Genomic DNA, 23,966 nt, shown 5'->3' on the forward strand with positions numbered 1-23,966 from the left:
CTCCTCGTATCATATGTTTTGTAGCCAACTTCTAAAGGATTTCCAGTCCCTTAGGGGACTGGAGCGAGCCTTTAAAATTTCCAGCTTGTTGTTCTTTGAAAAATGAATATTGGGACTGGACTTTTCGGGATGCCCCTAGAAAATATTCCTTAGGGATCATTCGGGGAAACTCTTTTCACTCCTGTAGCACCGTCTACATAAAAAGTCTGTTTCCCTGGCGTCTCGTTTGAACTTCTTACCCGCTGGCTGTTCCCTTCGGCAACCCACGCTCGAAGATAGCAGCTTCGAGGCAGCTCGTGGATCGAAGGATGTTCTCATATGCGAGGGTGATTGAGCTGCGAGCGCGCTAGGGGCATGCCGAAAAGTCCAGTCCCTGAATCCCACACGAAAGGAGGAATTCCATTGAAGCTATTTGTCGGTATTGACGTGAGCTCCAAAGATTTAAAGGTCTGCATGATGAACGGCGAAGGCGACACGCTTCAGTCGTTCACCGTGGACAATAACCTGGAAGGCGCTTCGCACCTACGCGATCAAATCGTCGCTGTTGCGGACAAGCTGCCCTCCAAAGAGATTCATATCGGCCTTGAAGCGACTTCCGTGTACAGTTGGCATCTTGCCATGTTTCTTCACGAAGATGAAGCGCTTCAGAAGCGGAAAGCCAAAGTGTTTACGATCAACCCAAAGCTCATCACGAAGTTTAAAGAAGCGTATGTCGACCTCGATAAGAACGATCACATTGACGCTTGGCTCATTGCAGATCGTCTTCGTTTCGGCCGTCTGCCGATGACCATGGTGATGCAGGAGCAGTACATCGCTCTCCAGCGTCTAACCCGAATGAGGTTCCACCTCGTTCATAATCTGACGCGAGAGAAGCAGTACTTCTTGACGAACCTGTTTTACAAGTGCAGCGCCTTTACCTCCGAAGTCGACAGCTCTGTCTTCGGTCATGCAATAACGGAACTCCTGCTCGAAAAGTATAGCCTTGACGAGATCGTCGCTATGGACGTGGCGGATCTTGCAGATTACCTCAAGGACCACGGGAAGAATCGCTTCCCTGATCCAGAGCGAGTCGCCAAATGCATCCAGAAGGCTGCCAGAGCGTCTTACCGCCTCTCTAAGGTGGTTGAGGATTCTATCGATCTCATTCTCGGTACATCGATCCAGTCGATCCGCAGCATCCAGGCGCAGATCAAGGAACTCGATCAGGCCATTGAGCGCATCCTGAGCGGAATCCCAAATACATTGCAGACGATCCCGGGCATCGGTCCCGTGTACGCCGCCGGCATTCTCTCGGAGATCGGCGACATTACACGATTTGACGACCAGGCCGCTCTTGCCAAATACGCCGGTCTCGTCTGGCGTAAGCATCAATCCGGTGCGTTCGACGCAGAGGATACGAAACGCATTAAATCCGGCAACCGATTCCTTCGCTATTACCTTGTTGAAGCTGCCAACTCGGTGAAGAACCGCGATCCGGAATTCGGCGATTACTACCGGAAGAAATACAAGGAAGTACCTAAGCACCAACACAAACGCGCCCTCGTCTTAACGGCAAGAAAACTTGTGCGGCTGGTCGATGTGCTGCTACGCAACGACCAAATTTACACGCCTCGAAGGAAGGTGAATGCGGCTAAGGATTGACCGCCTCCTTTAGCTGAATCCCTACGGTAATTCCCAGTTATTTTTTGGTAAATACTCGCCATTTTCAACTGGGTTAGTTTCGTGATGCCTTTTTTCCTGACTCGTAGGAGGTTACCCTCAAAACTTTTTCCAATTTACACGAATCAGGGACTTGACATCATACCGCTGGACTTTATACGAAATTCTAGAGATTGCAGAACCGATTCCGGCGGGATGCCGGAAAGTTCCATAATCGCAAGAAAACCACCGCTGTCCCGCGGTTCGTCTCCCTCTGAACTCTACATGGAAAGACGCTTTTCTTACTTCGTATATAAACGTTAAGCTAGAGGCTGAAACAACTGGCTTGCCGGTGAGGAATGGTGAGTTTTCCACCTTCCCTCTATAGCCATTGGCGGACCGCTGTACTATACTGTAATGATGGAAAGACGGATGCAACAGTCCGATGCGAAGAGGAGACAAGATGGACATGGATAGCTTACTGGTTGAAGAATACCGCGGTGGAATGCTGGAATGCGTACATCGCGGTCATATATGCGTTGTTGATGAAAAGGGCCGGGTCGTCAAATTCGCGGGACAACCGGATTATAGAGTATTTACGCGCTCGGCGGCCAAGCCGATTCAGGCCATTCCCGGCATCCGCGCAGGCATGGCCGAGAAGTACGGCTTCAGCGATGCGGAGATAGCCATCATGGCCGCTTCCCACCGGGCCGAGGATGTGCATGTCGGAACGCTGGAGAACATGATCGGCAAGACCGGACTTGCGGAGGATGATTTGGTCTGCGCGCCGAGCTTGCCACTGGACGAGGATGCCATGGAGCACCTGCTGAGCCAAGGGGGAGAACGGCGGCGCCTGTATCATAATTGTTCGGGCAAACATTTGGGCGTGCTGGCTTACAGCAAAATGAGCGGCTACCCTCTCGACAGTTACAGCGATCCCTCGCATCCGGTTCAGCGGGAAATTTTGGATACCCTTGGCTATTTGGCGGATTACCCGGTGGAAGATATCGAACGGGCGATTGACGGATGCGGTTTTCCCGTATTCAATCTCCCGCTCTCGGCGCTTGCGACAGCTTATATGAAGCTGGCATGTCCGGACCGGATCGACGACCCGGCCACGGCCAAGGCGGCAACCGCTATAACAGGGGCCATGAACCGGTACCCGCAGCTGGTCAGCGGCAGCGGACGGCTGGACACCCTTCTGCTTGAGGACGGCAATCTGGTCGCCAAGGGCGGATTTAAAGGCGTGTATGCCTTTGGCATGCGGAAGGAACGGCTTGGAATTGCGTTTAAAGTGCTGGACGGCTCGGAAGAGGAATGGGGAATGATTACCCTGGAAATATTGACGCAGCTGGGATATGACAATGAAGACACTTTAAATAGACTGCGCAGCGCATTCGACCCGGCGATCCGAAATGATGAAGGATGGGAAGTCGGATTTTCCAAACCGGCGTTTAAACTGGAAAGCGCGGAATAATGTGCTGCAATAAGGCGTTGATTAGCGCGATTTGGTTGAGGGTAAGAAAATAGCAAACCTATGGAGGTGTTACAGAGAGCGAGGAGGATTAGGATGATTAAGGTTGTAACCTCGGAGGAGCGCCATACGGCCCGAAGCGGTCCGCTCCGTTCCGAATTCAGCTTTTCCTTTGCCGAATATGTTGATCCCGGGAACGCCCATTTCGGCTGCCTGCTGGCCTTGAACGATCATATGCTTGCTCCGGGCAGAAAGCTTACGCCGCATCATCATCGCGATCTTGAAATTGTAACCTATGTTATTTCCGGTACAATGGGTTATTCCGGCGAAGCGGGCCGGACGGAAATTCTGAAGGAAGGGGCGTTTCAGACGCTGAGCGCCGGAAGCGGAATCGAGCACGGGGAATTTAACCCGTCACCGGACGAACCGGTACGATATCTTCAGTTGTGGTTCCTGCCGGACCGCAAAAACCTGCCCCCTTCCTGCCATTCCCGGAATCATTCCCGCCGGGAGCGGACCGGAGCGTTGCATCCGGTCGTGACAAGTGCGGCCGCAGGAGAAGGGGACGGCTTACAGATCCATCAGGAAGTGAAGCTGTTCGTACCCGTCTTGGCGGACGACAAAGAGATCGTTGTCCCCTCCGAGAAGCGCAGACAGCATTTGTTCCAGATTTCGGGGCATACGGAATTCCGCTCCGGGGACCAGCATTTTCCGCTGGGGCCGGGAGACGCGGCCAGAATCCAAAGCGGCCATGATCTCGTCATTCGTAAAACCGGAGAAGAACCGGCCGAGCTGATGATTATCGACATGCCTTGATTTATTCGCCCGCGCGGCCGACGCGCGGGTTATTTGCCGCGCAATCTGCCGAGCTCCTGGGCCAGTGCTTCCACTTCGGAGATGCTGAGCCTTTCCTTGCTCATGACCAGGTCGTAAATATCCTGGATATCCTCATAACGGTCCACGTGAAAAGCGGAGGCGTTCATGGCGGCTCCGGTCGCCATTTTCAGCTTCGTCTTGATGCCCTCAATCATATATTCCACATTTTCCTGGGTTTTTTGGGTTAAATCCAATGGACTCATCCTTTCTCGTTTCGTTTCCCGGTCATTGTACCATGTTCGGGGCCGCAAGCCCACACCGTGTTTTGCGGTTGGCCGGAGGCTCTGGTACAATCAGGTTACCTTGGATGTTAAAAGGGGGCCTAGCCTGAGGTGGAAGAGAGAACCGTATTGCCGGTTGACGGCTTTGAACGAAAAAAATTGACCGCAAGCGAGCTCCCCGGTTTTTTTCGCGGGATCAGGCAAAGGTATCCTGACCGGGAGATCACTTTTCTGTGCATCGGCACGGACCGCTCCACCGGGGATGCGCTCGGCCCGCTCGTCGGCACCCGTCTTGCGGAACACGGATTCCCGCATGTGGTCGGAACGCTGCAATTCCCGTGCGACGCCGATAATCTGGAATTGCGGATGGCGGCGATTCCCCGGGAACATGTCATCGTCGCGATCGACGCCTGCCTTGGCGCATCCGCTTCCGTGGGCAGTTACTTGGTGTCCGGCCAGCCGCTCGTTCCGGCCCAATCCGTTGGCGTTACGCTGCCGGCCGTCGGCCATTACAGCGTAGCCGCCGTCGTGAACGTGAACGGACCGAAGCCGTATTGGACCTTGCAAATGACTTCGCTTTATCAGGTTATGCGGATGGCGGACGTTTTAGCAGATTCTATCGTATCCGGTTTCAGAACCATATGAATTGGCTTAATTATAGGAATCAAGGCAATTTGGCAATTACATATAAAACTGCTTCAATATCTTAATACGGAATGAGGGAACCTTGATGGAAAAAGTATCGGTTGGCGGAATCACGATAGCTTACGAAGAGCAGGGTAAAGGGGAAGCGCTTGTTCTTCTGCACGGATTCTGCGGAAGCTCCGCATACTGGGAGCGGGTCGCTCCGCTGCTGGCGGAATCCTACCGAGTAATCGCCCCCGATCTTCGCGGACACGGCAATACCGACGCCCCGCTCGGTGCATATACCATCGAGCAGATGGCGGACGATGTCGCCGGACTGCTGGAACAATTGGGCGTCGGCAAATATACCTTGCTCGGCCATTCGATGGGCGGTTACGTAGCATTATCCGTATTGCAGCGCTATGCCGAACGATTGAACGGCATCGGCCTGATTCACTCCACGGCATATCCCGACAGCGAAGAAGCGAAGGAAAAACGCCTTAAGGCCGTAGCGACCATCAACAGCGAAGGCATCACCGCCTTTGTCGACGGGCTGGTTCCGGGCCTGTTTGCGCCGGAGCTGCGGGAGACGTTGGCGGACGAACTGAACCGCGCGAAAGAGATCGGCTACAAGACGCCGCCGCAAGGAGCCTCCGGGGCGGCGATGGCGATGCGGGAACGGATTGACCGCCGGGTTGTCTTGTCGGCCACGGTGCTGCCGACGCTGCTCGTCGCGGGCGAGAACGATCAGGTTGTCCCGGCCGAGCGCACCTTCACGACGGAAGGGCCGGCCGTGACCAAGGCGGTCATCAAAGGAGCGGGGCATATGAGCATGTATGAGGCTCCGGAGCGGTTGGCGGCCGTCATCGGCGATTTTATGGGCAGTATTGCCGGATCGGAAAAATAACGGAGCAATCCCGGTTCTGACAGACCGGAGTCCTTTGGGGACTCCGGTCTTTTGCCGTCCATGCCGCCTTCGCCGTCCCTCCGCTGGAAATCGGCGATAAAATAGCTTACAATTTGTTTCTAATGATCACCGTGAAAGAAAGGGTGGGGAGCATGCTGCGAAAGGATTATTTGGTCCGGATGATTGAAGAGATGACCGAGATCCTCGGCAAAGTGTTCGACTTGAAACAGCGGCGGAAATGGACGGAAGCCTTATGGGAGCTGGACGAGCTGTACAAGCGGCAATTCCGGCTCAACTCCGCGCTTCTCGGCTCCCTTTCCGCCAAGGATACCGTCGAGCTATTCCGGACCGGCGGCCAAGTGGAGGCCGATAAACTGCAGAGCCTGGCCCGCCTGCTCCGGGAAGAAGGGGAATTGTTCACGGAGTCGGGAGAACGGGATGAGGGAATTCTCAGGCAGATGAAAGCCTTGCATTTATTTCTGGCCGCCGCCCAATACGGCGCGGACAGAAACGTATGGAAGCTGGACGAAGAGATAGGGCAATTGTTGACCCGGCTTAAGGGTTATCGGCTTCCGGCCGACACCGAACGGCTGCTGCTGGCTTATGAAGAAAGCGAAGGCAGGTACGATCGCGCGGAAGATGCGCTCTACCGCTTGCTGCGACTCGGGGCTGCCGACAAAGAGGAGGGCGTTAATTTTTACCGGCGCCTGCTTACGTTGACCCAGGAACGGCTGGAGCGGGGCGGCCTTCCCGAAGAGGAAGTCAGGGAAGGGATGGACTCCTGGCTGGAACGCGGCTGGGCGCCTGCGGAAGATAATGAGTGATAAATGATGCGGGGTGCCCGGGAGAAGACCGGCCGCCTTTAATATATTTGTACAATGAAAGCGAGCTGTCACGATTATGCAAGAATTACGAAGTCTTATCCGTCAAATCGCCGAAAAGGGCGGACTCATCTCCGCCACGTTAAGCCAGCGACGCAAGGCGGGCGAGAACGCCTATACGAAGACGGTGATTAAACCGATGCTGTTAAAAGGGGAGCTGCATTACCAGTTCGCCTATCACTACAGCAACAAAGTCACCCATGAGAATATACCCGCCTCCTCCCTGGAGGACGGCATAATGAAGCTGTTTGAAGAAACGTTCCGGCAGGGGCTGCTTTGCACGGCGGAAGCCGATTATCAGGTGCTGATCAGCAAGAAATACAAGGTGTCGATTTTGACGAAATCGCCCACCAAGAAACCGGGCGCTCTGACGCATAACCGGTCGAAGCAATACATCCTTGAAGAGGGCCGCCCCATTCCGTTTTTGGTCGAACTCGGTATCATGAACCCGGAAGGCAAAGTGCTGGCCAAAAAATACGATAAATTCCGGCAGATCAACCGGTTTCTCGAAATGGTCCAGGATGTGCTGCCCTTTTTGCCGGAAGGCCGCGAGCTTACGATCGTGGATTTCGGCTGCGGCAAATCGTATCTAACCTTTGCGCTATATCACTATTTGTCGATCGAAATGCGAAGAAAGCTGAAGGTTGTCGGCCTTGATCTGAAGGCGGATGTCATCGAACATTGCGGAACGCTGGCGAAGAAGCTGGAATATCAAAACCTGCGCTTTCTTGTCGGGGACATCGCGGACTATGACGAATTGAGCGAGGTCGATATGGTTGTTACTCTGCATGCCTGCGACACCGCGACCGACGCGGCATTGGAGAAGGCCGTCCGTTGGAACGCCTCCGTCATTTTGTCGGTTCCGTGCTGCCAACACGAGCTGTTCGGGCAGATCGACAGCCCGGTGCTTGGGCCTTTGTTGTCCCACGGCATCCTCAAGGAACGCTTCTCCGCGCTGGCTACCGACGCGATCCGGGCGAAGCTGCTGGACATCATGGGCTATAAAACGCAGCTACTCGAATTCATCGACATGGAGCATACGCCGAAGAACATTTTAATCCGCGCGGTCAAAGGAAGCGGCTCCGGAGCGGGTTCCGCCTCCGAAAGAAACCGCCTATGGCGGGAATATACGGAATTCCGCGACTTCCTGAGTGCGGCACCTTATTTGGAACAAGCCTGCCGGGATTTGCTGCCGGGAGCTCCCGCAGCCCCGGACTCGGAGTCGGGAGCGGAAGCCTCCAAGGGCTGACGAGCCCCTATTAAAAATAAATAACCGTTTGAAGCGGTGCGATGGGGTCAACACTTGAAGTGTTGGCCTTTTTGGCATGTCTTTTTGACATGTATGGAGAAAAAGCAAACATGTTCGGTGCGGTTTTTTAAGTCCGGCGGTCCGGCAAGTGTGGCGATCCTGCTGGCCCCGCCAAATAAGGGCCTTCCAGGGCGTTATTCCGGCTTTCCGCGAACAAAACGGAGAAATAACGTCCCAAAAGGCCCTTATTCGAGGAAAAAGTGGAAGAAAAGCGGAAAAATGACGGGATTGGCGGCATATAGAGTCCTTTTTGACCCCTATTTGAAGCCATAGGCTTAAAACGCGCTAAATAAGGTCCCAAAAGGCAGCTATTTTATGGCGAATAGGTTTCGCGAATATACGAATGTATGTAAAAGAGGGAGGGCTGACCGTGAAGGAACAAACAGGGCTTCGGTTGCAAAAAAAGTTCATACCGACTGCCGTTTTGGCGACCGCCTTGCTGTTGTGTCTCACGGGCGGCATGTTTTTTGTCGACTCGCTCCCGGTGTTGTTGACCGCAGCCGTTTGGCTGTTGGCGTCCGGCGCCTATGCGGCAGGAGCTGTGGGGCGTTTGAGTCAGAGCGGCAATTCGCAGACGCAGAAGCTGCAGGGCTTCTCCCGAGTCATGGACGCGGCGCTTGCCGCCGGGCCGTTTGCGATCGCCGCGATGTATGCCTTCCATCTGGCGGGCCGACCCGCTTCCTACCAAGCGACCTTGCTTGCGGCGCTTTGCTGGTTGTTTTATGGCTGTTTCGGAGCGGCCTTACGGAAAACGAGTGGGGCAGGAATACGAGACTGTTCCGGTTTTATGGAGCGGGGCTGGCTGCTTGTCACAGGCACGCTGGCCGCGACGGCGCTGGCAGCCGTGTACGGCTGGCTGCCGGTGCCGGGCGCGATCCTGCGCACGGAGGATCGCGACATTGCGGCGGCGGGGGCTAGGCTGGGCGGTCTGCTCCAGTACCCGAACCTGTTCGGGGCCGTGATGGCGGCCGCGCTGCTGGAGCGGCTGACCGCCCTGGCCCGCTTACCCCGGGCCGCCTTCTCGCGGGCGGCAGGCCTGCGCGGCTACCGGACCGGCGCCCTGGCGCCGGTCTTCGCCCTCTGCCTGCTGCTGTCGGAGTCGCGCGGCGCGCTCGCCGCCGCGGCCGCCGGCTGGGCGGCGGGCTGGCTGCTGCTGCGCGGCCGCCAGCGGCTGCGCTACGCGCTGCATAGCGGCGTGGCCGTCGCCGCGGGCGCGCTGCTCGCCCGGCAGCTTGCCGCCGCGCAGTTGGCCCCGCCCGCGCTGCCCGGGCTGCTGGCGCTGGTCGCCGGGCTGGCGGCCGCCCTGGCGCTGTCCGCGCTTGCCGCCCGCGCCGCCGATTGGGCCGGCCCGGGCGCGTCGCGTCGCCGGGCGGTGCCGCTTTGCGCCGGCCTGGCCGCGCTCGCGGCCTGCCTCGGCGTAGCCGCGGTTGCCGGACTGTCCGGCCGGCTGGCCAACCCCGCCACGCTGCTCGCGCGTGGCGAGCTGTACGCCGACGCCCTGCGGCTGCTTGGCGAAGCGCCCTGGCTCGGCCAGGGAGGCGACACCTGGCGGACGCTCTATCGCGGCGTTCAGAGCGCCCCTTATGTCGGCAGCGAAGTGCACAGCGGCTATCTCGACATCGCCCTGGATTTGGGCGCAGCCGGACTTACGGTGCTTGCGGGCTGGCTGGCCCTGGCGGCCGCCGGAATTTACCGTTCAGAGCGCCGTTTGCTGCCGCCTTTCATCGTACTTGTACTGCATAGCGCGGTTGATTTCGATATGAGCTACGGGCTATTGTGGCTGTTGCTTCTTTGGCTGGCTGCCTGGGGAGGGCAGGGCGGCCGGACAGGCCGCGGGGAATACGCCGCAGAGATGCCGGGGCTTGTCCCGCCGCCAGGCCGGCTTCCAAGCTTTGCGCGCGATCCGTTCCGGCGGTTCACGGCGGGACGCTCATCGCATTTGGCCCGCCGAATCACGGCCGGAACCGCCGCCGCGCTGCTGCTGGCGGGCGGTGTGGCCGGCCTGTGCCAGGCCGGGAGCCTGCGGCTTTCGCACCGTGCCGCCGCGCTCGCCCCCGCGGATCCGGCCGCCGCCCGGCTGCTGGAGCGCGCCGTCGCTCTAGCCCCCGCGCGGGCGGAAGCCCGCCTCGCCCTCGCGGATGTCTCGGCCCCGGCTGCGGCGGCCGAGACGCTTTCCCGCGGGCTGGCTTATGAGCCAAGCCATCCCGGGCTGGCGCTCGCGCTCGGGACCGCTCTTGCGCGGCAGGGCGACCCCGCCGCATTGGCGCCGCTGCGCCGCTCGGCGGAGCTGGACCGCTACAGCCGCGGCACGCAAACGGCCGCGCTGCGGGGAATCGGCCTGCTGACGGACAGGCTGTCCGCTGCAGGCCGCCCGGAGCAGGCCGCCCGTGCCGCTGCCGCGGGGCAGGCGGCCTACCGTCGCTACGCCCGGCTTGCGCTGCAGGCCGCCTCGGGCCGCAATGATCGCGGCTTCCGGATGACCGCGGAAGCCGCGGCCTTGGCCAAGCGGCTGGCGGCATGGAGGCCGGGTGTCTTTCGCTCCGGCAGTTGACCGGGCCTCCTTCCACGCTTCGCTTTCCGTCATAGGCCCGGAATAGCCCGGACCGGCGTTGTTCGCAACCGTTCGTCGACCTATCGCTTATTATCCGCCGAATGCGTCGCGGAACGCCCGTGAGAGCGTCTCCCGGTCGACCTGCCAAAGCTCCGCCAGCTCGGCGCTGACCGCCTCGTCCCACCAGTCCGCCAGCACCTTCCGGTTGCTGATATGCTCCGCGATCCACAACAGGTTTCCGATCACTTTTTTGTAATACAGAGCCTCCCCTTGTTTAACCAGGTCTTCGGGAATGTAGACACCGAGACGCTTGATCGTCCGGTACAATTCCTTGCTGCAGCCCCGGCGGATTTTCCGCGGCGTGGGGAGCGGCGAAGCATGCTTTCCCGGCGTATTACCCATCGTACCGCCTCCTTTTTTCTCAACATATGCGGTCTCCCGTAAAGGGGACACCGGCCTCATGCCGCAAAGTAGAATGCATGTCCGCGGCTATGGTAGAATAGACTGGAAAATAGAGCTTGGTTCGTGTCGATCATGTCTGGGGAGAGAGTAACGTGGAATGGATTTCTAATCTAGTCGGGGTTTTGTTTGAATGGATTCAACAATTAGGTTTTTTCGGAATTATGCTCGGCCTGATGATCGAGGTGATCCCGAGCGAGATTGTGCTGGCCTACGGGGGATACCTCGTACATTCGGGGCACATTAATTTTTTTGACAGCAAATGGATGAGCTTTGTCGGCGCGGTATTTTTCGGCGTGGTCGGCGGCGTGATCGCCCAGCTGTTCATTTACTGGATCGGCCGTTACGGCGGGCGGCCTATCCTGGAGAAGTACGGCAAATATATTTTGATCCAGAAGAAGCATATCGACGTTTCCGAGGCCTGGTTTCTGAAATACGGGCCCGGCGTCATTTTCACCGCCCGGTTTATTCCGGTCGCCAGACATGCGATTTCCATCCCTGCGGGGATGGCCAAAATGCCCGTAAGCAAATTTCTGCTGCTGACGACGCTGGCGGTGATCCCCTGGTCGGTCCTGTTCATTTACCTGGGCCTCTTGCTGGGCGAAAATTGGCAGCATATCGACGAAAAGGCGGGGCCGCTGGTTATGCCGATCCTGCTTGTCGCGCTCGCCTTGCTGATTGTTTACGTGCTCGTAAAATGGTTCGGAGCTTCGAGAAAGAAAGGAGATGCTTAACTTGAGCGTCAACGTGGCCTACAAATTCGGGAAGGGAATCTCTCCCCGGCAGTTTATGGAGAGTATGGAGCGAAACAAAGAGGAGTTTGCGCGCGGATACGAGGCTTTCGTCTGGGTGAACGACGAAGACCGCGAATTTTTCGAAAGCCTGCAATTCCGCGACGATCTCCGCGTGTTGATTCTTGCGGCGGAATGGTGCGGGGACGTCGTGCGCAGCGTACCGGTCGTATTCCGGGCCTTGGAGGCGGCCGGCTTGAAGACGGAAGTGCTAATCCTGGAAGAGCATCAGGATTTGATGGACCATTTTCTGACGATGGGCGGTCGCTCCGTGCCGGTCGTTATCCTTGCGGATCCGGGAGGTCATGTACTCGGGCATTGGGGGCCGCGGCCGCGGCACGTGCAGCAATTGATGGTGGATTTCAAACGCGAGAACCCGGTCCGGGAAGCCGCGGATTATGAAGAGAAGATCGCCGTCGTCCGCAAAAGGATGGCGGAAAAATATGAGGAAGGAGCCGGAGTGAACGCGTCGGTTGTTGCCGAACTGCGGGAGCTGATTTCGGGAATGTGAAATGAAATGCTGAAAATAGAAAGTTTCTCCCTGGGACCGCTCCAGACCAATGCTTACCTGCTGCGGGGGGAAGATGAGAGCAAGGCGGTCATTATCGATCCCGGGATGAATCCGGGGGCGCTGCTTCGGCGGATCGAGGGCATGGAGATCGAAGCGATTCTACTGACGCACGCCCATTTCGACCATATCGGAGGCGTGGACGAGATCCGGAAGCGGAAGGGATGTCCCGTTTACGTCCACCCTTTGGAAAGCGAATGGCTGACGACGCCGAAGCTGAACGGCTCGCTCCTGTGGCCTGAGGTTTCCGGCCCGATCGTTACAGATCCCGCCGAATTCGACTTGGCACAAGGGCAAAAATTTACGATGATCGGCCATGAATTCACCGTGTATCATACACCCGGGCATTCTCCCGGCAGCGTGAGCTTCCTGTGCGGGGACGACCTGTTTTCCGGCGATTGCCTGTTTAAAATGGGAGTGGGGCGCACCGATCTTCCGGGGGGCCGGGAAGCCGATCTGTACAATTCCATCCGGGGTACCCTGTTCCGCTTTCCGGACGAAACGAAGGTATACCCGGGGCATGGCCCAAGAACGACCATCGGGTATGAACGGGCGAACAATCCTTACGTTTCTTGAGTTTTCAGTAGGTTTTTCAGCGGCTTGAGCGTTTTTACAACAAATTTTTACACAAAAAGTGCAAAAAAGCTGGACAAGTCCTTCTCGCTTTGCTAAAATCAAGTCATTAAATAATTGTAACTTTTGCGAAGCACGCAAGCTGTGGAATTATCCCGGTTTGCGTTCTTTTTTTGTCTTTTTTCGGGGCGGCTTGAATGCATGTTTTCTATCCCTTTCCGGTTTTGATAAGATATTGATAATGGCATGGCGACCGGAGGTTTTATGATGGAAGTTGAACTGTTATTGCGTGTCCTGATTGCGGGAGCATGCGGCGTCCTTATCGGCTTTGAACACATATTTCCGTGTTCGGATTTGAAGCGGAGCGCCGGGAAGATGAAATCTACCTCGAACTGTCGGTGAAATTGAAATCAGGCGCGAATCTGGAGACGTTATTGTCGTCCCTGGATGAAGATATTAAGCGGATGAAAGTGGAATAGCGGTCCGGCAGTTGCCCATCTCTGATTTTTTTAGTAGGATAGTAAAATAACTTATTGAATAATCAGGGAGGTAGACGATGCTGCGTTTGGGAGAGAGAGTTGTAATCGTCGGAGATGCCTTTGAGCAAAATCTTCCTGTTGGGGAATATGGCTACGTTATTGCCTATGATCGCAATCCGGATAATGCTTTCGATTACGTAATCCGCGCGCCGAAGCCGGGACGGAATTATTATGTCCCTGCAAGCGACGTGGAATCCGAGGAGCTTCTCCTGGAATACGAAGCGGAACGGGCTATTCAGGAAGCATTGATCGATTACGCGTTGGCGACGCATAATGAGAAGCTGTTTCTGCAAATTTTGAATGGCGAAGACAATGATGCGGACGAACAGAAGGAACCAACAAAGGAAGTTATATCTCAGGCGGAATTCATCAAACAGGTGAATTTGCGAGCATGGATATAAGAGTCGGCGATGCCGGCTCTTTTTTTCTATCGATTTAGTGATGAGTTTGCATGAGTGTGGGCGTCTCTGGTGGCATGGCAAGGGATGCGTATGATTTACCGCCGTATTCAATAAAATAATGCTTGTAATGCAGACTGTTTCAGAGGAGGCTACCTAAAGATGAGCCAGCAACAGCGCAGAAAGGAAGCTGCGGCGAAATCCCGCAAGCAGAATCAGCAGCCCCATCATGGCGAAATCAAATCGCTGAAAGAGCTATCCCGTGAGTATGATGCGGAAAATGGTAAAGCGTAAGCGGTATTAACAGATAGGCTGCCGATTTCACTCGGCGGCCTATTGCTTTTTATCCGGCCCGGGCTCGATAATCCGCCAGCTTTCTTCGTGTTTCGCGTTAATGGATTGAACTGAATCCCATTCTACAATATAATTTTATTCAACCGATTCGTCATGTTAGAATGGACAAGTCAAGGCCCGGCAAGGGCCACCAATGAAGGAGGAAAGGCAAATGAGCATCCAGGTGAAAGACGTGGAGCATGTAGCCAAGCTGGCCCGGTTGAACCTGACCGATGAAGAGCGGGAGATGTTCACGGAGCAGCTCAACGCTATTTTACAATATGCCGAGAAGTTGAACGAGCTGGACACGGACGGCGTGGAGCCGACAACGCATGTACTGCATCTCAGCAATGTGATGCGGGAGGACGAAGTGCGGGAGAGCCTGCCGCAGGAGAAAGTGTTCCGGAATGCGCCGGAAGAAGAGGACGGACAATTCAAGGTTCCCGCCGTACTGGAATAAAAGCGGCATCGAAACGGAAGCAACATGTGCATAAGAAAAGGAGGACGCGCTAGTGACGCTGTTTGATTTGCGTTTGCAGGAAATACATAATCGGCTGGACAAGAAGGAGCTGTCTGTCACCGATTTGGTGGGCGAAGCGTTCGCCAAAATTTCGGAGCGGGATGAGCGCGTAGGCGCCTATTTGACGCTCAATGAGGAAGGGGCCCGCGCGGAAGCGGCGCGGCTGGACAATAAGCTCGCAGCCGGAGAGGAACGCGGGCTGCTGTTCGGTTTGCCGGCGGGTATCAAGGACAATATGGTCACGGAGGGTCTGCGGACGACTTGTGCAAGCCAATTCTTGCGCAATTACGACCCGATTTACGACGCGACCGTGGTAACGAAGCTGAAGCAGGCGGACGCCGTCACGATCGGCAAGCTGAACATGGACGAGTTCGCCATGGGCGGCTCGAATGAGAATTCCAGCTTCCACCCGGTGCGCAATCCGTGGGATTTGTCCCGCGTTCCGGGCGGTTCCAGCGGTGGTTCCGCCGCCGCGGTGGCCGCAGGGGAAGCGTACTTTGCTCTCGGCTCGGATACGGGCGGCTCCATCCGTCAGCCCGCGTCGTATTGCGGCGTGGTCGGCTTGAAGCCGACTTACGGTCTAGTATCCCGCTACGGGTTGGTGGCGTTCGCCTCCTCGCTGGACCAAATCGGACCGATCACGAAAAATGTCGAGGATTCCGCCTACGTGCTTCAGGCGATCGCCGGACACGACGCGAAGGATTCGACGTCGGCGAATGTCGATGTGCCCGATTATTTGGCGGCTCTGACGGGAGACGTCAAGGGCCTCAAAATCGCGGTACCTAAGGAGTATCTGAACGGGGTGGACCCGCAGGTGAAGGCCGCGATTTTGGACGCGCTGAAAGTGCTGGAGGGCCTCGGCGCTACATGGGAAGAAGTATCGCTGCCGCATACGGAATACGCGGTCGCGGCTTATTATTTGCTCGCTTCTTCGGAAGCTTCCTCGAACCTGTCGCGATTCGACGGAGTTCGCTACGGCGTCCGCGCCGACCATGCCGGCAACCTGCTCGACCTGTATCTGGAGTCGCGCAGCCAGGGCTTCGGTCCGGAAGTTAAACGCCGGATTATGCTGGGCACGTATGCACTGAGCTCCGGCTATTATGACGCGTACTATTTAAAAGCGCAAAAGGTACGCACCTTGATCAAACGCGATTTTGACGAAACGCTGGAAAAATATGATGTGATCATCGGGCCGACGGCTCCGACGACCGCCTTCCCGCTGGGATCGCAGGTTGACGACCCGCTGACGATGTATCTGAACGATATCCTGACGATTCCGGTGAGCCTGGCGGGCGTTCCCGCGATCAGCGTTCCTTGCGGCTTTGCGGACGGAATGCCGGTGGGGCTGCAAATCATCGGCAAGCCGTTCGACGAGAGCGGCATTCTGCGCGTAGCCCACGCGTACGAGACTCATACGGAACATCACAAGCAACGCCCGGCGTTGTAATCGGCAATTACAGGAGGGTCAACATGTCAACATCCAAATATGAAACCGTGATCGGGTTGGAAGTGCATGTGGAGCTGCATACGAAGAGTAAAATCTTCTGCGGCTGCTCCACGGAATTCGGCGCTCCGCCCAACAGCCATACTTGCCCGGTCTGCCTCGGCCATCCCGGAGTTCTGCCGGTGCTGAACCGCCAGGCCGTGGATTACGCCATGAAGGCGGCGATGGCGCTGAATTGCGAAATCGGCGACGTCAGCAAATTCGACCGCAAAAACTATTTTTATCCCGATTCACCCAAAGCGTATCAAATCTCGCAATTCGATCAGCCGATCGGACAGCACGGCTATATCGACATCGAGGTCGACGGCGTGACGAAACGAATCGGAATTACCCGGCTGCATCTGGAAGAAGACGCCGGCAAACTGACGCATGTCGACGGCGGCTACGCCTCGCTTGTCGATTTCAACCGCGTCGGCACCCCGCTCGTTGAAATCGTGTCCGAGCCGGACATCTCCTCGCCGGAGGAGGCGCGGGCCTATTTGGAGAAGCTGCGGGCCATCATGCAGTACTGCGATGTGTCCGACGTTAAGATGGAAGAGGGCTCGATGCGCTGCGACGCCAATATCAGCCTGCGCCCTGTGGGGCAGAAGGAATTCGGCACGCGGGCCGAACTCAAAAACATGAACTCCTTCCGCGGCGTGCAGCGCGGTCTGGAGTACGAACAATACCGCCAGGCGGAAATCCTGGACGAGGGCGGCGAAGTCGTGCAGGAAACGCGCCGCTGGGATGAAGCCCAAGGCAAAACCTTCTCCATGCGCGGCAAGGAAGAAGCGCATGACTACCGCTACTTCCCGGATCCCGACCTGGTCAGAATCCATATCGACCAGGACTGGAAGGACCGGATCAGAGCTTCGATTCCGGAGCTGCCGGATGCGCGCAAAGCACGTTATACGTCGGAATACGGACTTCCGGATTACGATGCCGGCGTGATTACATCATCGAAGGCGCTTGCCGATTTGTTTGAGAGCGCCCTGAAGCATACGTCGGACGCCAAAGCGGTATCCAACTGGATTATGGGCGATTTGCTCGGCTATCTGAACAGCAACGGTCTGGAATTGTCCGAAGTGAAGCTGACCGGACAGGGCCTCGGAGAGATGATCAACCTGATCGAGAAAGGGACGATCAGCTCGAAGATCGCCAAGACGGTCTTCAAGGAAATGCTGCAAAGCGGCAAGCTGCCGCAGCAGATCGTCGAGGAGCAGGGCCTGGTGCAAATCAGCGATGAAGGGGCCATTCTGGCGATCGTAAAAGAAGTCGTGGCGAACAATCCGGCCTCCGTTCAGGATTACAAAGCGGGCAAAGACAAAGCGATCGGATTCCTGGTCGGCCAGGTCATGAAGCAAAGCAAGGGGAAAGCCAATCCCGGACTGGTCAACAAACTGCTGGTCGAGGTGCTGAAAGACTGATTTAGACAAGGAGAGGCGATTATTGTCTTTAAGGGGGAACGAGGATGATCGTACGACTGTCGCTGCAGGACCCCGAGGTGGTGGAGCAGCTGTGGAGTTTGGAGCATGCGGCTTACCGTATGGAGGCCGCCGCGATCGGACTTATAGAATACCCGCCTCTGCCGGAAACGTTTGATTCCATCCGCAGCAGCGGCGATCATTTTTACGGGATCCTTGCCGATGACGGGGAATTGCTCGGTGCCATTGTCGTCACCCCCGCCGCATCCCCGGATTGTCTGGAGATCGCCAGACTGATGATCCATCCGGATCACCTGCGCCAAGGCATAGGCGCCTCCTTGCTGAAATATGTGCTCGACAGTCATCCCGATACGAACACATTTATCGTTACCGCGGGTACCCGCAATACTCCTGCGGTATCCCTCTACCGGAAGTTCGGTTTCGTGCCGGGAGAGAGCGTCACCTCGGCCGCCGGAGCCAACCTCACGGTGTTCCGCTATCATCGCAGCTAAAAATAAGCGCCTTATTCTAACCTGATTAGGGTAGAGAATGGGGCGCTTTTTTTGTATCACGGGCGGGTATCCACCAGTTCATTCCATTACAGAGAGTGGCGCAATGGGTTATTATTATATAAACTATGAATCTATTCTGCCGGAAAATTGTGCAGGTAGACGGAAAGGAGATGGCGAACTTGAAGACACCCGTGGATACTCAGACCGGGCAGGCGACGCATCCCGAAGCAAAGGCCAAAAGGTATCGGCCGAGACGGCGGAAGCGCAAATTCATCGCTTGTCTGCTATCGGCGGTTATACCCGGCCTTGGCCATCTCTACCTGAAAATGTTCCTGAAGGGTGCGGCGCTGATTTATTTCGTGCTGCTTGACATGTCCGCCCTGATTTATTTCTCCTCGGTGCGAAGCGGAATCAATGTCCCGTTCCTGATTTTGCTGGGGCTGATGATCCCTGTCATTTATTTCTACAGTATTTATGATGTATTGCAATCCACCGATGCCGTCAATGCCGGTATGAAAAGGACAGGGGCCGAAGCCGGCAACGACTCCGGCGCTGCCGGAGAAGGGACATCCTCGGTTTCCGGGGTGCGAAAAGGCGTACTGGCCGGCGTCTTGCTGATGTGCGGAGGCGGGGTTCTTTTTCTGCTGAGACAAAAGCCGCCTTGGCTAGAAGGATTTATCCAGTGGTCAGCAGGCTATATCGTGTCCACTGCGCTAATTGTGACCGGAGCGGTCCTTATCTGGCGGGAATGCCGCCGCCATTATATCCGGACCGGCCGGTTCACGGCATCCGCCTTGATCATCGCGGTCGGCATACTGCTACTCTATGACCGGATCACGGACCGGGATCTCATCCTGCAATTGCCTAAGTGGTGGCCGCTGATCCTCATCCTGGTCGGGATCGAACATATTGCTATTCTGATCCGGAAACGCAGGCATGCCTCGCGTCCGGCACGTCGGCTGCGGTTGGATATCCGCGGCCTCGTCTTGGCGGTGTGCGCCGGCGTATCGGTTTTCGCGGTGACCCAACAGGATCATTATTTGCATCTATGGAACCGCGTCAGCCTCGATTTGGCCGCGGCCGGATCGGATTTCAGCACGGAGGAAGGTTTTCAAGCCGATCTGCCGGAGTTGAGTATTCCGATCGATTTGGATACTGAACAAGTGACGATTAGCGGAATTAACGGGAGCGTCGATATTAAACGGGCGGAAATCGAGGGCGTGCTGGTCAGATCGACCGTTTGGGTCGATCAGCTCCCTTCGGAGGAAGCCGCTGCGGTGGCCGAAAGGACGACGATCGATACTTCGGTCGGCAAAGCGCTGTCGATTACCGTCAAGGATCATCCCTACGGAAACGCCGGCAAACGGCATCCGCGCGTCAATATGACGGTCTTTTTGCCGGAAAACCGCTTCCTGGATGTAGATGTCGCGATTTCCAACGGAGCGATTACGCTAACGGGTGTGCACGCGATGAAGGAGATCAAGCTTCAGACTGGGAACGGGAATTTGCGGCTTTGGGACGTGATCGGCAATGTATCGGCCAAAACGTTGAACGGCGACGCCGAATTATACCGTATCTTCGGCGACGCGGCGATCGATACTCAGGGAGGAAACCTGAAAGCGAACGGAATTACGGGAAACGCTTCGCTGTCGACGCTGGTCGGGGACATCTCACTGGTGGGCGCCGAGGGCGAGATTCAGGCAAATACAAAGAACGGGAATATTAAAATTGACGGGGCGCCCGCGGCGCTGCAAGCCGAATCGCTCAATGGGAAAATTCAAATTTCCGCGAAACAAATCGGCGGGGATTGGAATGTGTACAGCGCGGTCGGCGAAATGCTGCTGGAGATTCCGGAAACGGGTGACTATACCCTTGAAGGCTCCAGCGGATACGGGGATATTACCACGGACCTGCCCTTTATTATTGAAAACAAAGAGATTCAGGGCATTAGCGGCAATGGGGAGCATTGGATCAAGGTCGACGGCAACAGCAACCTAATTGTGACCAAAAGCTAAAATTCCTTTATGAATAGGAGTAATCCGGCTTGTTACAGGGAGTTACTTCGTTGACAAAAGAATTATTATAAACGTACAATAAAATTGTAAAGATTCTAATTTGTATTTTTTAAGGCGGTGGACTATATGGCTACTCGCGTACAGCATGCGCTTGATCAATTGAAGAGTAACGGTGTACGCATTACGCCGCAGCGTCATGCTATTCTTACTTATCTGCTGGAGTCGATGTCTCACCCGACTGCGGATGAAATTTATCGGGCCCTCGAGCCTCGTTTCCCGAATATGAGCGTTGCCACGGTATATAACAATCTCAAAATGCTGATAGAGGCGGGAATGGTGCACGAGCTCACGTACGGCGACAATTCCAGCCGCTTCGATGCCGATGTGTCCGATCATTATCACATCATTTGCGAGAAATGCGGGAAGATCAAGGATTTCTCCTACCCTTCCTTGTCGGAGGTAGAGCATAAAGCCGAAGAAATGACCGGTTTTGTCGTTCACGGACACCGCATGGAATTGCACGGGATTTGTGAAACTTGCCGTAACTTATAAATTCATTTGACCTGCTGGTTTAGGGAAACGTGCGGGATTCCGGATGGAATTCTTCACGTTTTTATTTTTGAATACGGAGGTATGATCATTGAATAGCAGAAAAAGAACCCACCGGAAACCCAGGCGCAAAGGCCGCGGCAAGTGGCTGCTGGCACTGATCGTTATCATCGCCGGAGCCTATTGGTTTGCTTCAGAGGTATTGCCGAACCGCGAACACATCGATCCCGACTGGAAGGGGACTTATAATAAACCTATTTTTGCAAAGGGAGAAATTTTGGAGGGAACGGCGATCGGCGAAGGCGACGGACTTAAGCTGCCGCTGCCGGTGATTCAATCGGTCGTCGACCCGAATATCCGGTATGAGCAAGATACGAAATCGGTGATTTTGACCACGCCCAAAAAGCTGGTGCTGCTGAAGACGGACGAGAAAACGGGGAAGATCAACAATAAACCGGTGAACCTGCGGTTCGCTCCAGAGGAGCAGGACGGCGTTCTGTATTTGCCTGCGGACTTGCTTGAGGACCTTTACGGAATGGAAGTTCATGAAGATTCTGCTTCGGGGGCCGTGCTGTTGATGGAGCCGGGAGAAAGCCTGGAGCATGTCACCGTCAGGGACTCTTCCCGCAAAAAGAATTTTACCGTTCCGCTTCGCGTCGGCAAAAGCATTCATACGCCGATTTTGACGGATATGAAGCCGGGAACGAAGCTGCGGATTTTAGAGACCCTGGATGAATGGTATTATGTGCAGCTTTATAACGGATATACGGGGTTTGTGAAGAAACAAGATACGGTGCCTGGGGGAAGCAGGGTTGTTCCCGAACTAGCGCCGGTGCTTTCGCCGGGGAAAGAAAAATGGCAATCCAAAAAGATCAATATGACCTGGGAAGCGGTCTATGAGGTGGCCCCGAAGCCTGCGTCCATCGGAAAGCTTCCGGGCGTGAACGTGGTGAGTCCGACATGGTTTTCGCTGGTCGACGGCAGCGGGAATGTCCGAAGCAAAGCGGATCAGGCCTATGTGAAATGGGCGCACGATCAAGGGATGCAGGTATGGGGCTTGTTCAGCAACAGCTTCGACCCTGATCTGACCACGGAGGCGCTGTCGACCTTCGAGAACCGGATGACGACGATTTTGCAGATGCTGCACTACGCGAAATTATATGATCTGGACGGCATTAATATCGATTATGAAAATGTGTATACCGAGGACGGTCCCAATCTGACTCAGTTTATGAGGGAACTGAGACCGCTCGCCCTGGAGTACGGGCTGGTGGTATCCATCGATGTGACGCCCAAGTCGAACAGCGAGATGTGGTCGGCTTTCCTCGATCGCAGAGCGCTTAGCAATACCGTGGACTACTTGATTCTAATGGCTTATGACGAGCATTGGGCTTCCAGCCCGACAGCGGGCTCGGTGGCGTCGCTTCCTTGGACGAGTTCCTCGGCGACGCGGATTTTGGAGGAGGACGGAGTGTCCCCGGATCAATTGATTCTTGCTGTCCCGCTGTATACCCGGGTTTGGACGGAAACCGAAAAGGATGGCCAAACCGAGGTGAAGTCGAAAGCGATCGGTATGGAAAAAGCCCAAAGCATTATTAAAGAAAAGAAGCTGAGTCCGAAGCTGTCGGAAGAAACCGGGCAAAATTACGTGGAGTATGAGGAAGACGGCGCACTCAACCGGATTTGGCTGGAGGATGCGGAATCGCTCGGCCGGCGGGTAGAATTGGCGAAGTCTTTGGGACTCGCGGGAATCGCCTCCTGGAATCGGAGCTTTGCTTCCGCGGAAGCGTGGGAAACCTTAAAGGGGATTGCCGAATGAATTACAGATTATAAATAAAAAAGGTTGGACGAAGCATCGCTTTAAACTGGCCCCTTAGTCAAGGACACTTTAAAAAAAGGGTTAAGCCGCACTTAAAAGATGATTCCTGTATTGAACAGGAGTCATTTTTTTTCGTCCCCATTGATATCTGTGGTAATTGTAATAGCGAATGTAGCGATGAATCTCTCGTTCCAATTCAGCCAGTGTTGCACAGTTTCGGCTTTTTATATGATCTTTCAAATGTCCAAAGAAGGACTCCTGAGGGGCATTATCCCAGCAGTTTCCGCGTCGCGACATGGACTGTCCAAGGCCTTTCATTTTCAATAAGTGCTGGTAGGTGGGACTTGTGTAGTGGCTCCCTTGATCTGAATGGATGAAGGCGTCCTTATGGAGCTTCAATCGACGCTGTCTCGTTAATGATTTAACGGTGTCTGTCGCAAGACTTAAATGGAGGGTAGTGGAGAAGTTATGGGCAAGCAGTTCGCCTGTGGCGGCATCCAACACGGTCGACAAATAAGCCGTCTGCGATTTGCCATACGGGAGATAGGTGATGTCGGTGAGCAGCGCAAGTCCGGGAATCCCCTTCTTGAAATCCCTCTGCAGCTCATTAGGAACGGTGCGATGCTCGAGTGTTGCTTTCGCCATACGCCGATACGGATTGGCCCGTCGATGGGGACATATGAGATTAAACTTATTCATGAGTCGTTTGATTCGCTTGAGGTTGTACACCGTGTCATACTCATGTTCCAGTGTCATTTTGATCGAGCGCGAACCTTTCTTGAATCCTCTTCGATGAAAGGCTTTCTTAACAAGGGCTCCGGCTTGTTCATCCCTTCGCATACGTTCTTCACGCTTACCGGCAGATAAAAGGTAGTTGTAATAGCCTGAGCGTGATACGTCTAGCAGCTCACAAAGGAAGCCCGTCATGCGTGTGTATCCTTGTTCAATCGCGCCCTGGATAAGTTCGAATCGTTCACTTTTACCTAGGTTTTCTCCGTTTGCTAACAGCCTCCTTTCGCTCCTGTCTAACTTTTTTACGTATTCCAGTTGTGCCTCCAGCAGCTTGATCTTTGCTTCTTGTTGGGCAATAATCTCATCGGGTGATAACGTTGGTTTCAACGGACGTAAAGCTGCCTCTTTGCGTGAATCCGCCAGTCCGATGATTCCGTCTTTGTCATAGGCTTTCTTCCAACGATCCGCACTCTGCTCGACTCGCTTGATCCCGAGCATCTCCACGTCAAAGCCGTTTGCTTCAAAAATCTCTCGAGGAGTCCTTCCTAATAGATACTGGTCGATGAATACGCGTTTGAACGCATCGGCATACGTGATTGATTTCTCACTGACCCGCAAAACATTTGGATTATTCGCTAAAAGCGTACGTTCATTTTTATTAAAGAGTTTCTTACTCATGCCCTCGCCCCCACTATTGATTCCAGTATACAAAAAGGTACCCATACGCTAAACACTTTTTTCTAAGTGTCCAGTGTATGGGTACCAGTTTA

Annotated in this window: 24 protein-coding genes; 21 read left to right on the forward strand and 3 right to left on the reverse strand. The window is 55.2% G+C overall.

Annotation, left to right across the window (positions count from 1 at the left end; all coding sequences use genetic code 11):
• The first annotated feature begins 402 nt into the window (after nucleotides 1-402).
• The 3 genes from V3851_RS26195 to V3851_RS26205 all read left to right on the forward strand — a co-directional run bounded on the left by V3851_RS26195 (nucleotide 403) and on the right by V3851_RS26205 (nucleotide 3,928).
• Nucleotides 403-1,641 carry an IS110 family RNA-guided transposase gene (locus tag V3851_RS26195; RefSeq protein ID WP_331845814.1) on the forward strand — a complete coding sequence of 413 codons (1,239 nt, stop codon included), beginning with the start codon at nucleotides 403-405 and terminating at the stop codon, nucleotides 1,639-1,641.
• Nucleotides 1,642-2,107: 466 nt separating this feature from the next.
• On the forward strand, nucleotides 2,108-3,115 hold the full coding sequence (locus tag V3851_RS26200; protein ID WP_331849362.1) for an asparaginase: 1,008 nt from the start codon (nucleotides 2,108-2,110) through the stop codon (nucleotides 3,113-3,115).
• Nucleotides 3,116-3,208: 93 nt separating this feature from the next.
• A complete protein-coding gene (locus V3851_RS26205; protein WP_331849363.1) occupies nucleotides 3,209-3,928 on the forward strand; it encodes a pirin family protein in 720 nt (239 codons plus the stop codon).
• 29 nt (nucleotides 3,929-3,957) lie between these two features.
• Here the strand turns inward: V3851_RS26205 and V3851_RS26210 are convergent, their stop codons facing one another.
• Complete coding sequence (locus tag V3851_RS26210) at nucleotides 3,958-4,182, reverse strand: DUF1128 domain-containing protein (protein WP_331849364.1); 225 nt, start codon at nucleotides 4,180-4,182, stop codon at nucleotides 3,958-3,960.
• Nucleotides 4,183-4,320: 138 nt separating this feature from the next.
• Between V3851_RS26210 and yyaC the strand changes: the two genes are divergently transcribed.
• The 5 genes from yyaC to V3851_RS26235 all read left to right on the forward strand — a co-directional run bounded on the left by yyaC (nucleotide 4,321) and on the right by V3851_RS26235 (nucleotide 10,481).
• Nucleotides 4,321-4,854 (forward strand): spore protease YyaC, encoded by a 534-nt coding sequence (yyaC, locus tag V3851_RS26215; RefSeq protein ID WP_331849365.1) that lies wholly within the window; start codon nucleotides 4,321-4,323, stop codon nucleotides 4,852-4,854.
• An 85-nt stretch (nucleotides 4,855-4,939) separates the two neighbouring features.
• Nucleotides 4,940-5,740 carry an alpha/beta fold hydrolase gene (locus tag V3851_RS26220; RefSeq protein ID WP_331849366.1) on the forward strand — a complete coding sequence of 267 codons (801 nt, stop codon included), beginning with the start codon at nucleotides 4,940-4,942 and terminating at the stop codon, nucleotides 5,738-5,740.
• Between the two features lie 152 nt (nucleotides 5,741-5,892).
• On the forward strand, nucleotides 5,893-6,564 hold the full coding sequence (locus V3851_RS26225; RefSeq protein WP_331849367.1) for a DUF6483 family protein: 672 nt from the start codon (nucleotides 5,893-5,895) through the stop codon (nucleotides 6,562-6,564).
• 76 nt (nucleotides 6,565-6,640) lie between these two features.
• On the forward strand, nucleotides 6,641-7,870 hold the full coding sequence (locus V3851_RS26230; protein WP_331849368.1) for a class I SAM-dependent methyltransferase: 1,230 nt from the start codon (nucleotides 6,641-6,643) through the stop codon (nucleotides 7,868-7,870).
• Between the two features lie 430 nt (nucleotides 7,871-8,300).
• On the forward strand, nucleotides 8,301-10,481 hold the full coding sequence (locus V3851_RS26235; protein ID WP_331849369.1) for a hypothetical protein: 2,181 nt from the start codon (nucleotides 8,301-8,303) through the stop codon (nucleotides 10,479-10,481).
• Between the two features lie 90 nt (nucleotides 10,482-10,571).
• Here V3851_RS26235 and V3851_RS26240 read toward each other — a convergent pair whose 3' ends face one another.
• Entirely contained in the window at nucleotides 10,572-10,883 is a 312-nt protein-coding gene (locus V3851_RS26240) for a dehydrogenase (protein ID WP_331849370.1), read from the reverse strand.
• A gap of 152 nt (nucleotides 10,884-11,035) precedes the next feature.
• On the opposite strand from V3851_RS26240, the gene uptA reads away from it, so the two are divergent.
• The 13 genes from uptA (at nucleotide 11,036) to V3851_RS26305 (ending at nucleotide 22,464) form a co-directional block, all read left to right on the forward strand.
• Nucleotides 11,036-11,674 (forward strand): undecaprenyl phosphate transporter UptA, encoded by a 639-nt coding sequence (gene uptA / locus V3851_RS26245; protein WP_331849371.1) that lies wholly within the window; start codon nucleotides 11,036-11,038, stop codon nucleotides 11,672-11,674.
• The gene (locus V3851_RS26250) at nucleotides 11,667-12,242 is read left to right on the forward strand and encodes a thioredoxin family protein (protein WP_331849372.1); all 576 of its coding nucleotides are present in this window, start codon (nucleotides 11,667-11,669) and stop codon (nucleotides 12,240-12,242) included. The genes uptA and V3851_RS26250 overlap by 8 nt, the downstream gene beginning before the upstream one ends.
• Before the next feature lie 6 nt (nucleotides 12,243-12,248).
• Nucleotides 12,249-12,875, forward strand: coding sequence for an MBL fold metallo-hydrolase (locus tag V3851_RS26255; RefSeq protein ID WP_331849373.1), 627 nt, complete (start codon nucleotides 12,249-12,251; stop codon nucleotides 12,873-12,875).
• Between the two features lie 341 nt (nucleotides 12,876-13,216).
• Nucleotides 13,217-13,351 (forward strand): hypothetical protein, encoded by a 135-nt coding sequence (locus tag V3851_RS26260; RefSeq protein ID WP_331849374.1) that lies wholly within the window; start codon nucleotides 13,217-13,219, stop codon nucleotides 13,349-13,351.
• 77 nt (nucleotides 13,352-13,428) lie between these two features.
• Nucleotides 13,429-13,812, forward strand: coding sequence for an ATPase (locus V3851_RS26265; protein ID WP_331849375.1), 384 nt, complete (start codon nucleotides 13,429-13,431; stop codon nucleotides 13,810-13,812).
• A gap of 159 nt (nucleotides 13,813-13,971) precedes the next feature.
• Complete coding sequence (locus V3851_RS26270; protein WP_331849376.1) at nucleotides 13,972-14,103, forward strand: DUF6254 family protein; 132 nt, start codon at nucleotides 13,972-13,974, stop codon at nucleotides 14,101-14,103.
• Between the two features lie 211 nt (nucleotides 14,104-14,314).
• The gene (gatC, locus tag V3851_RS26275; protein ID WP_331849377.1) at nucleotides 14,315-14,602 is read left to right on the forward strand and encodes an Asp-tRNA(Asn)/Glu-tRNA(Gln) amidotransferase subunit GatC; all 288 of its coding nucleotides are present in this window, start codon (nucleotides 14,315-14,317) and stop codon (nucleotides 14,600-14,602) included.
• Nucleotides 14,603-14,654: 52 nt separating this feature from the next.
• On the forward strand, nucleotides 14,655-16,109 hold the full coding sequence (gatA, locus tag V3851_RS26280) for an Asp-tRNA(Asn)/Glu-tRNA(Gln) amidotransferase subunit GatA (RefSeq protein ID WP_331849378.1): 1,455 nt from the start codon (nucleotides 14,655-14,657) through the stop codon (nucleotides 16,107-16,109).
• Between the two features lie 23 nt (nucleotides 16,110-16,132).
• On the forward strand, nucleotides 16,133-17,572 hold the full coding sequence (gene gatB / locus V3851_RS26285; RefSeq protein ID WP_331849379.1) for an Asp-tRNA(Asn)/Glu-tRNA(Gln) amidotransferase subunit GatB: 1,440 nt from the start codon (nucleotides 16,133-16,135) through the stop codon (nucleotides 17,570-17,572).
• Nucleotides 17,573-17,616: 44 nt separating this feature from the next.
• Complete coding sequence (locus V3851_RS26290; protein WP_331849380.1) at nucleotides 17,617-18,081, forward strand: GNAT family N-acetyltransferase; 465 nt, start codon at nucleotides 17,617-17,619, stop codon at nucleotides 18,079-18,081.
• 179 nt (nucleotides 18,082-18,260) lie between these two features.
• Nucleotides 18,261-20,096 carry a DUF4097 family beta strand repeat-containing protein gene (locus V3851_RS26295; RefSeq protein WP_331849381.1) on the forward strand — a complete coding sequence of 612 codons (1,836 nt, stop codon included), beginning with the start codon at nucleotides 18,261-18,263 and terminating at the stop codon, nucleotides 20,094-20,096.
• A gap of 126 nt (nucleotides 20,097-20,222) precedes the next feature.
• Entirely contained in the window at nucleotides 20,223-20,648 is a 426-nt protein-coding gene (locus V3851_RS26300; protein WP_331849382.1) for a Fur family transcriptional regulator, read from the forward strand.
• 88 nt (nucleotides 20,649-20,736) lie between these two features.
• Complete coding sequence (locus tag V3851_RS26305; RefSeq protein WP_331849383.1) at nucleotides 20,737-22,464, forward strand: glycosyl hydrolase family 18 protein; 1,728 nt, start codon at nucleotides 20,737-20,739, stop codon at nucleotides 22,462-22,464.
• Between the two features lie 81 nt (nucleotides 22,465-22,545).
• Here the strand turns inward: V3851_RS26305 and V3851_RS26310 are convergent, their stop codons facing one another.
• Nucleotides 22,546-23,874: an IS3 family transposase gene (locus V3851_RS26310; RefSeq protein WP_331847368.1), complete on the reverse strand. Its 1,329-nt coding sequence runs from the start codon at nucleotides 23,872-23,874 to the stop codon at nucleotides 22,546-22,548.
• Nucleotides 23,875-23,966 lie beyond the last annotated feature (92 nt).

Source organism: Paenibacillus haidiansis, assembly GCF_036553665.1.
Lineage (GTDB): Bacteria > Bacillota > Bacilli > Paenibacillales > Paenibacillaceae > Fontibacillus > Fontibacillus haidiansis.

Excerpts from the sequence above, each read along its gene's own strand:
- V3851_RS26230 (WP_331849368.1), top strand. The coding sequence starts at position 6,641 with ATGCAAGAATTACGAAGTCTTATCCGTCAAATCGCCGAAAAGGGCGGA.
- V3851_RS26265 (WP_331849375.1), top strand. The coding sequence starts at position 13,429 with ATGCTGCGTTTGGGAGAGAGAGTTGTAATCGTCGGAGATGCCTTTGAG.
- V3851_RS26250 (WP_331849372.1), top strand. The coding sequence starts at position 11,667 with ATGCTTAACTTGAGCGTCAACGTGGCCTACAAATTCGGGAAGGGAATC.
- V3851_RS26290 (WP_331849380.1), top strand. The coding sequence starts at position 17,617 with ATGATCGTACGACTGTCGCTGCAGGACCCCGAGGTGGTGGAGCAGCTG.
- V3851_RS26205 (WP_331849363.1), top strand. The coding sequence starts at position 3,209 with ATGATTAAGGTTGTAACCTCGGAGGAGCGCCATACGGCCCGAAGCGGT.
- V3851_RS26300 (WP_331849382.1), top strand. The coding sequence starts at position 20,223 with ATGGCTACTCGCGTACAGCATGCGCTTGATCAATTGAAGAGTAACGGT.
- V3851_RS26225 (WP_331849367.1), top strand. The coding sequence starts at position 5,893 with ATGCTGCGAAAGGATTATTTGGTCCGGATGATTGAAGAGATGACCGAG.
- V3851_RS26310 (WP_331847368.1), bottom strand. The coding sequence starts at position 23,874 with ATGAGTAAGAAACTCTTTAATAAAAATGAACGTACGCTTTTAGCGAAT.
- V3851_RS26220 (WP_331849366.1), top strand. The coding sequence starts at position 4,940 with ATGGAAAAAGTATCGGTTGGCGGAATCACGATAGCTTACGAAGAGCAG.
- V3851_RS26240 (WP_331849370.1), bottom strand. The coding sequence starts at position 10,883 with ATGGGTAATACGCCGGGAAAGCATGCTTCGCCGCTCCCCACGCCGCGG.
- V3851_RS26270 (WP_331849376.1), top strand. The coding sequence starts at position 13,972 with ATGAGCCAGCAACAGCGCAGAAAGGAAGCTGCGGCGAAATCCCGCAAG.
- gatB (WP_331849379.1), top strand. The coding sequence starts at position 16,133 with ATGTCAACATCCAAATATGAAACCGTGATCGGGTTGGAAGTGCATGTG.
- V3851_RS26200 (WP_331849362.1), top strand. The coding sequence starts at position 2,108 with ATGGATAGCTTACTGGTTGAAGAATACCGCGGTGGAATGCTGGAATGC.
- gatC (WP_331849377.1), top strand. The coding sequence starts at position 14,315 with ATGAGCATCCAGGTGAAAGACGTGGAGCATGTAGCCAAGCTGGCCCGG.
- V3851_RS26255 (WP_331849373.1), top strand. The coding sequence starts at position 12,249 with ATGCTGAAAATAGAAAGTTTCTCCCTGGGACCGCTCCAGACCAATGCT.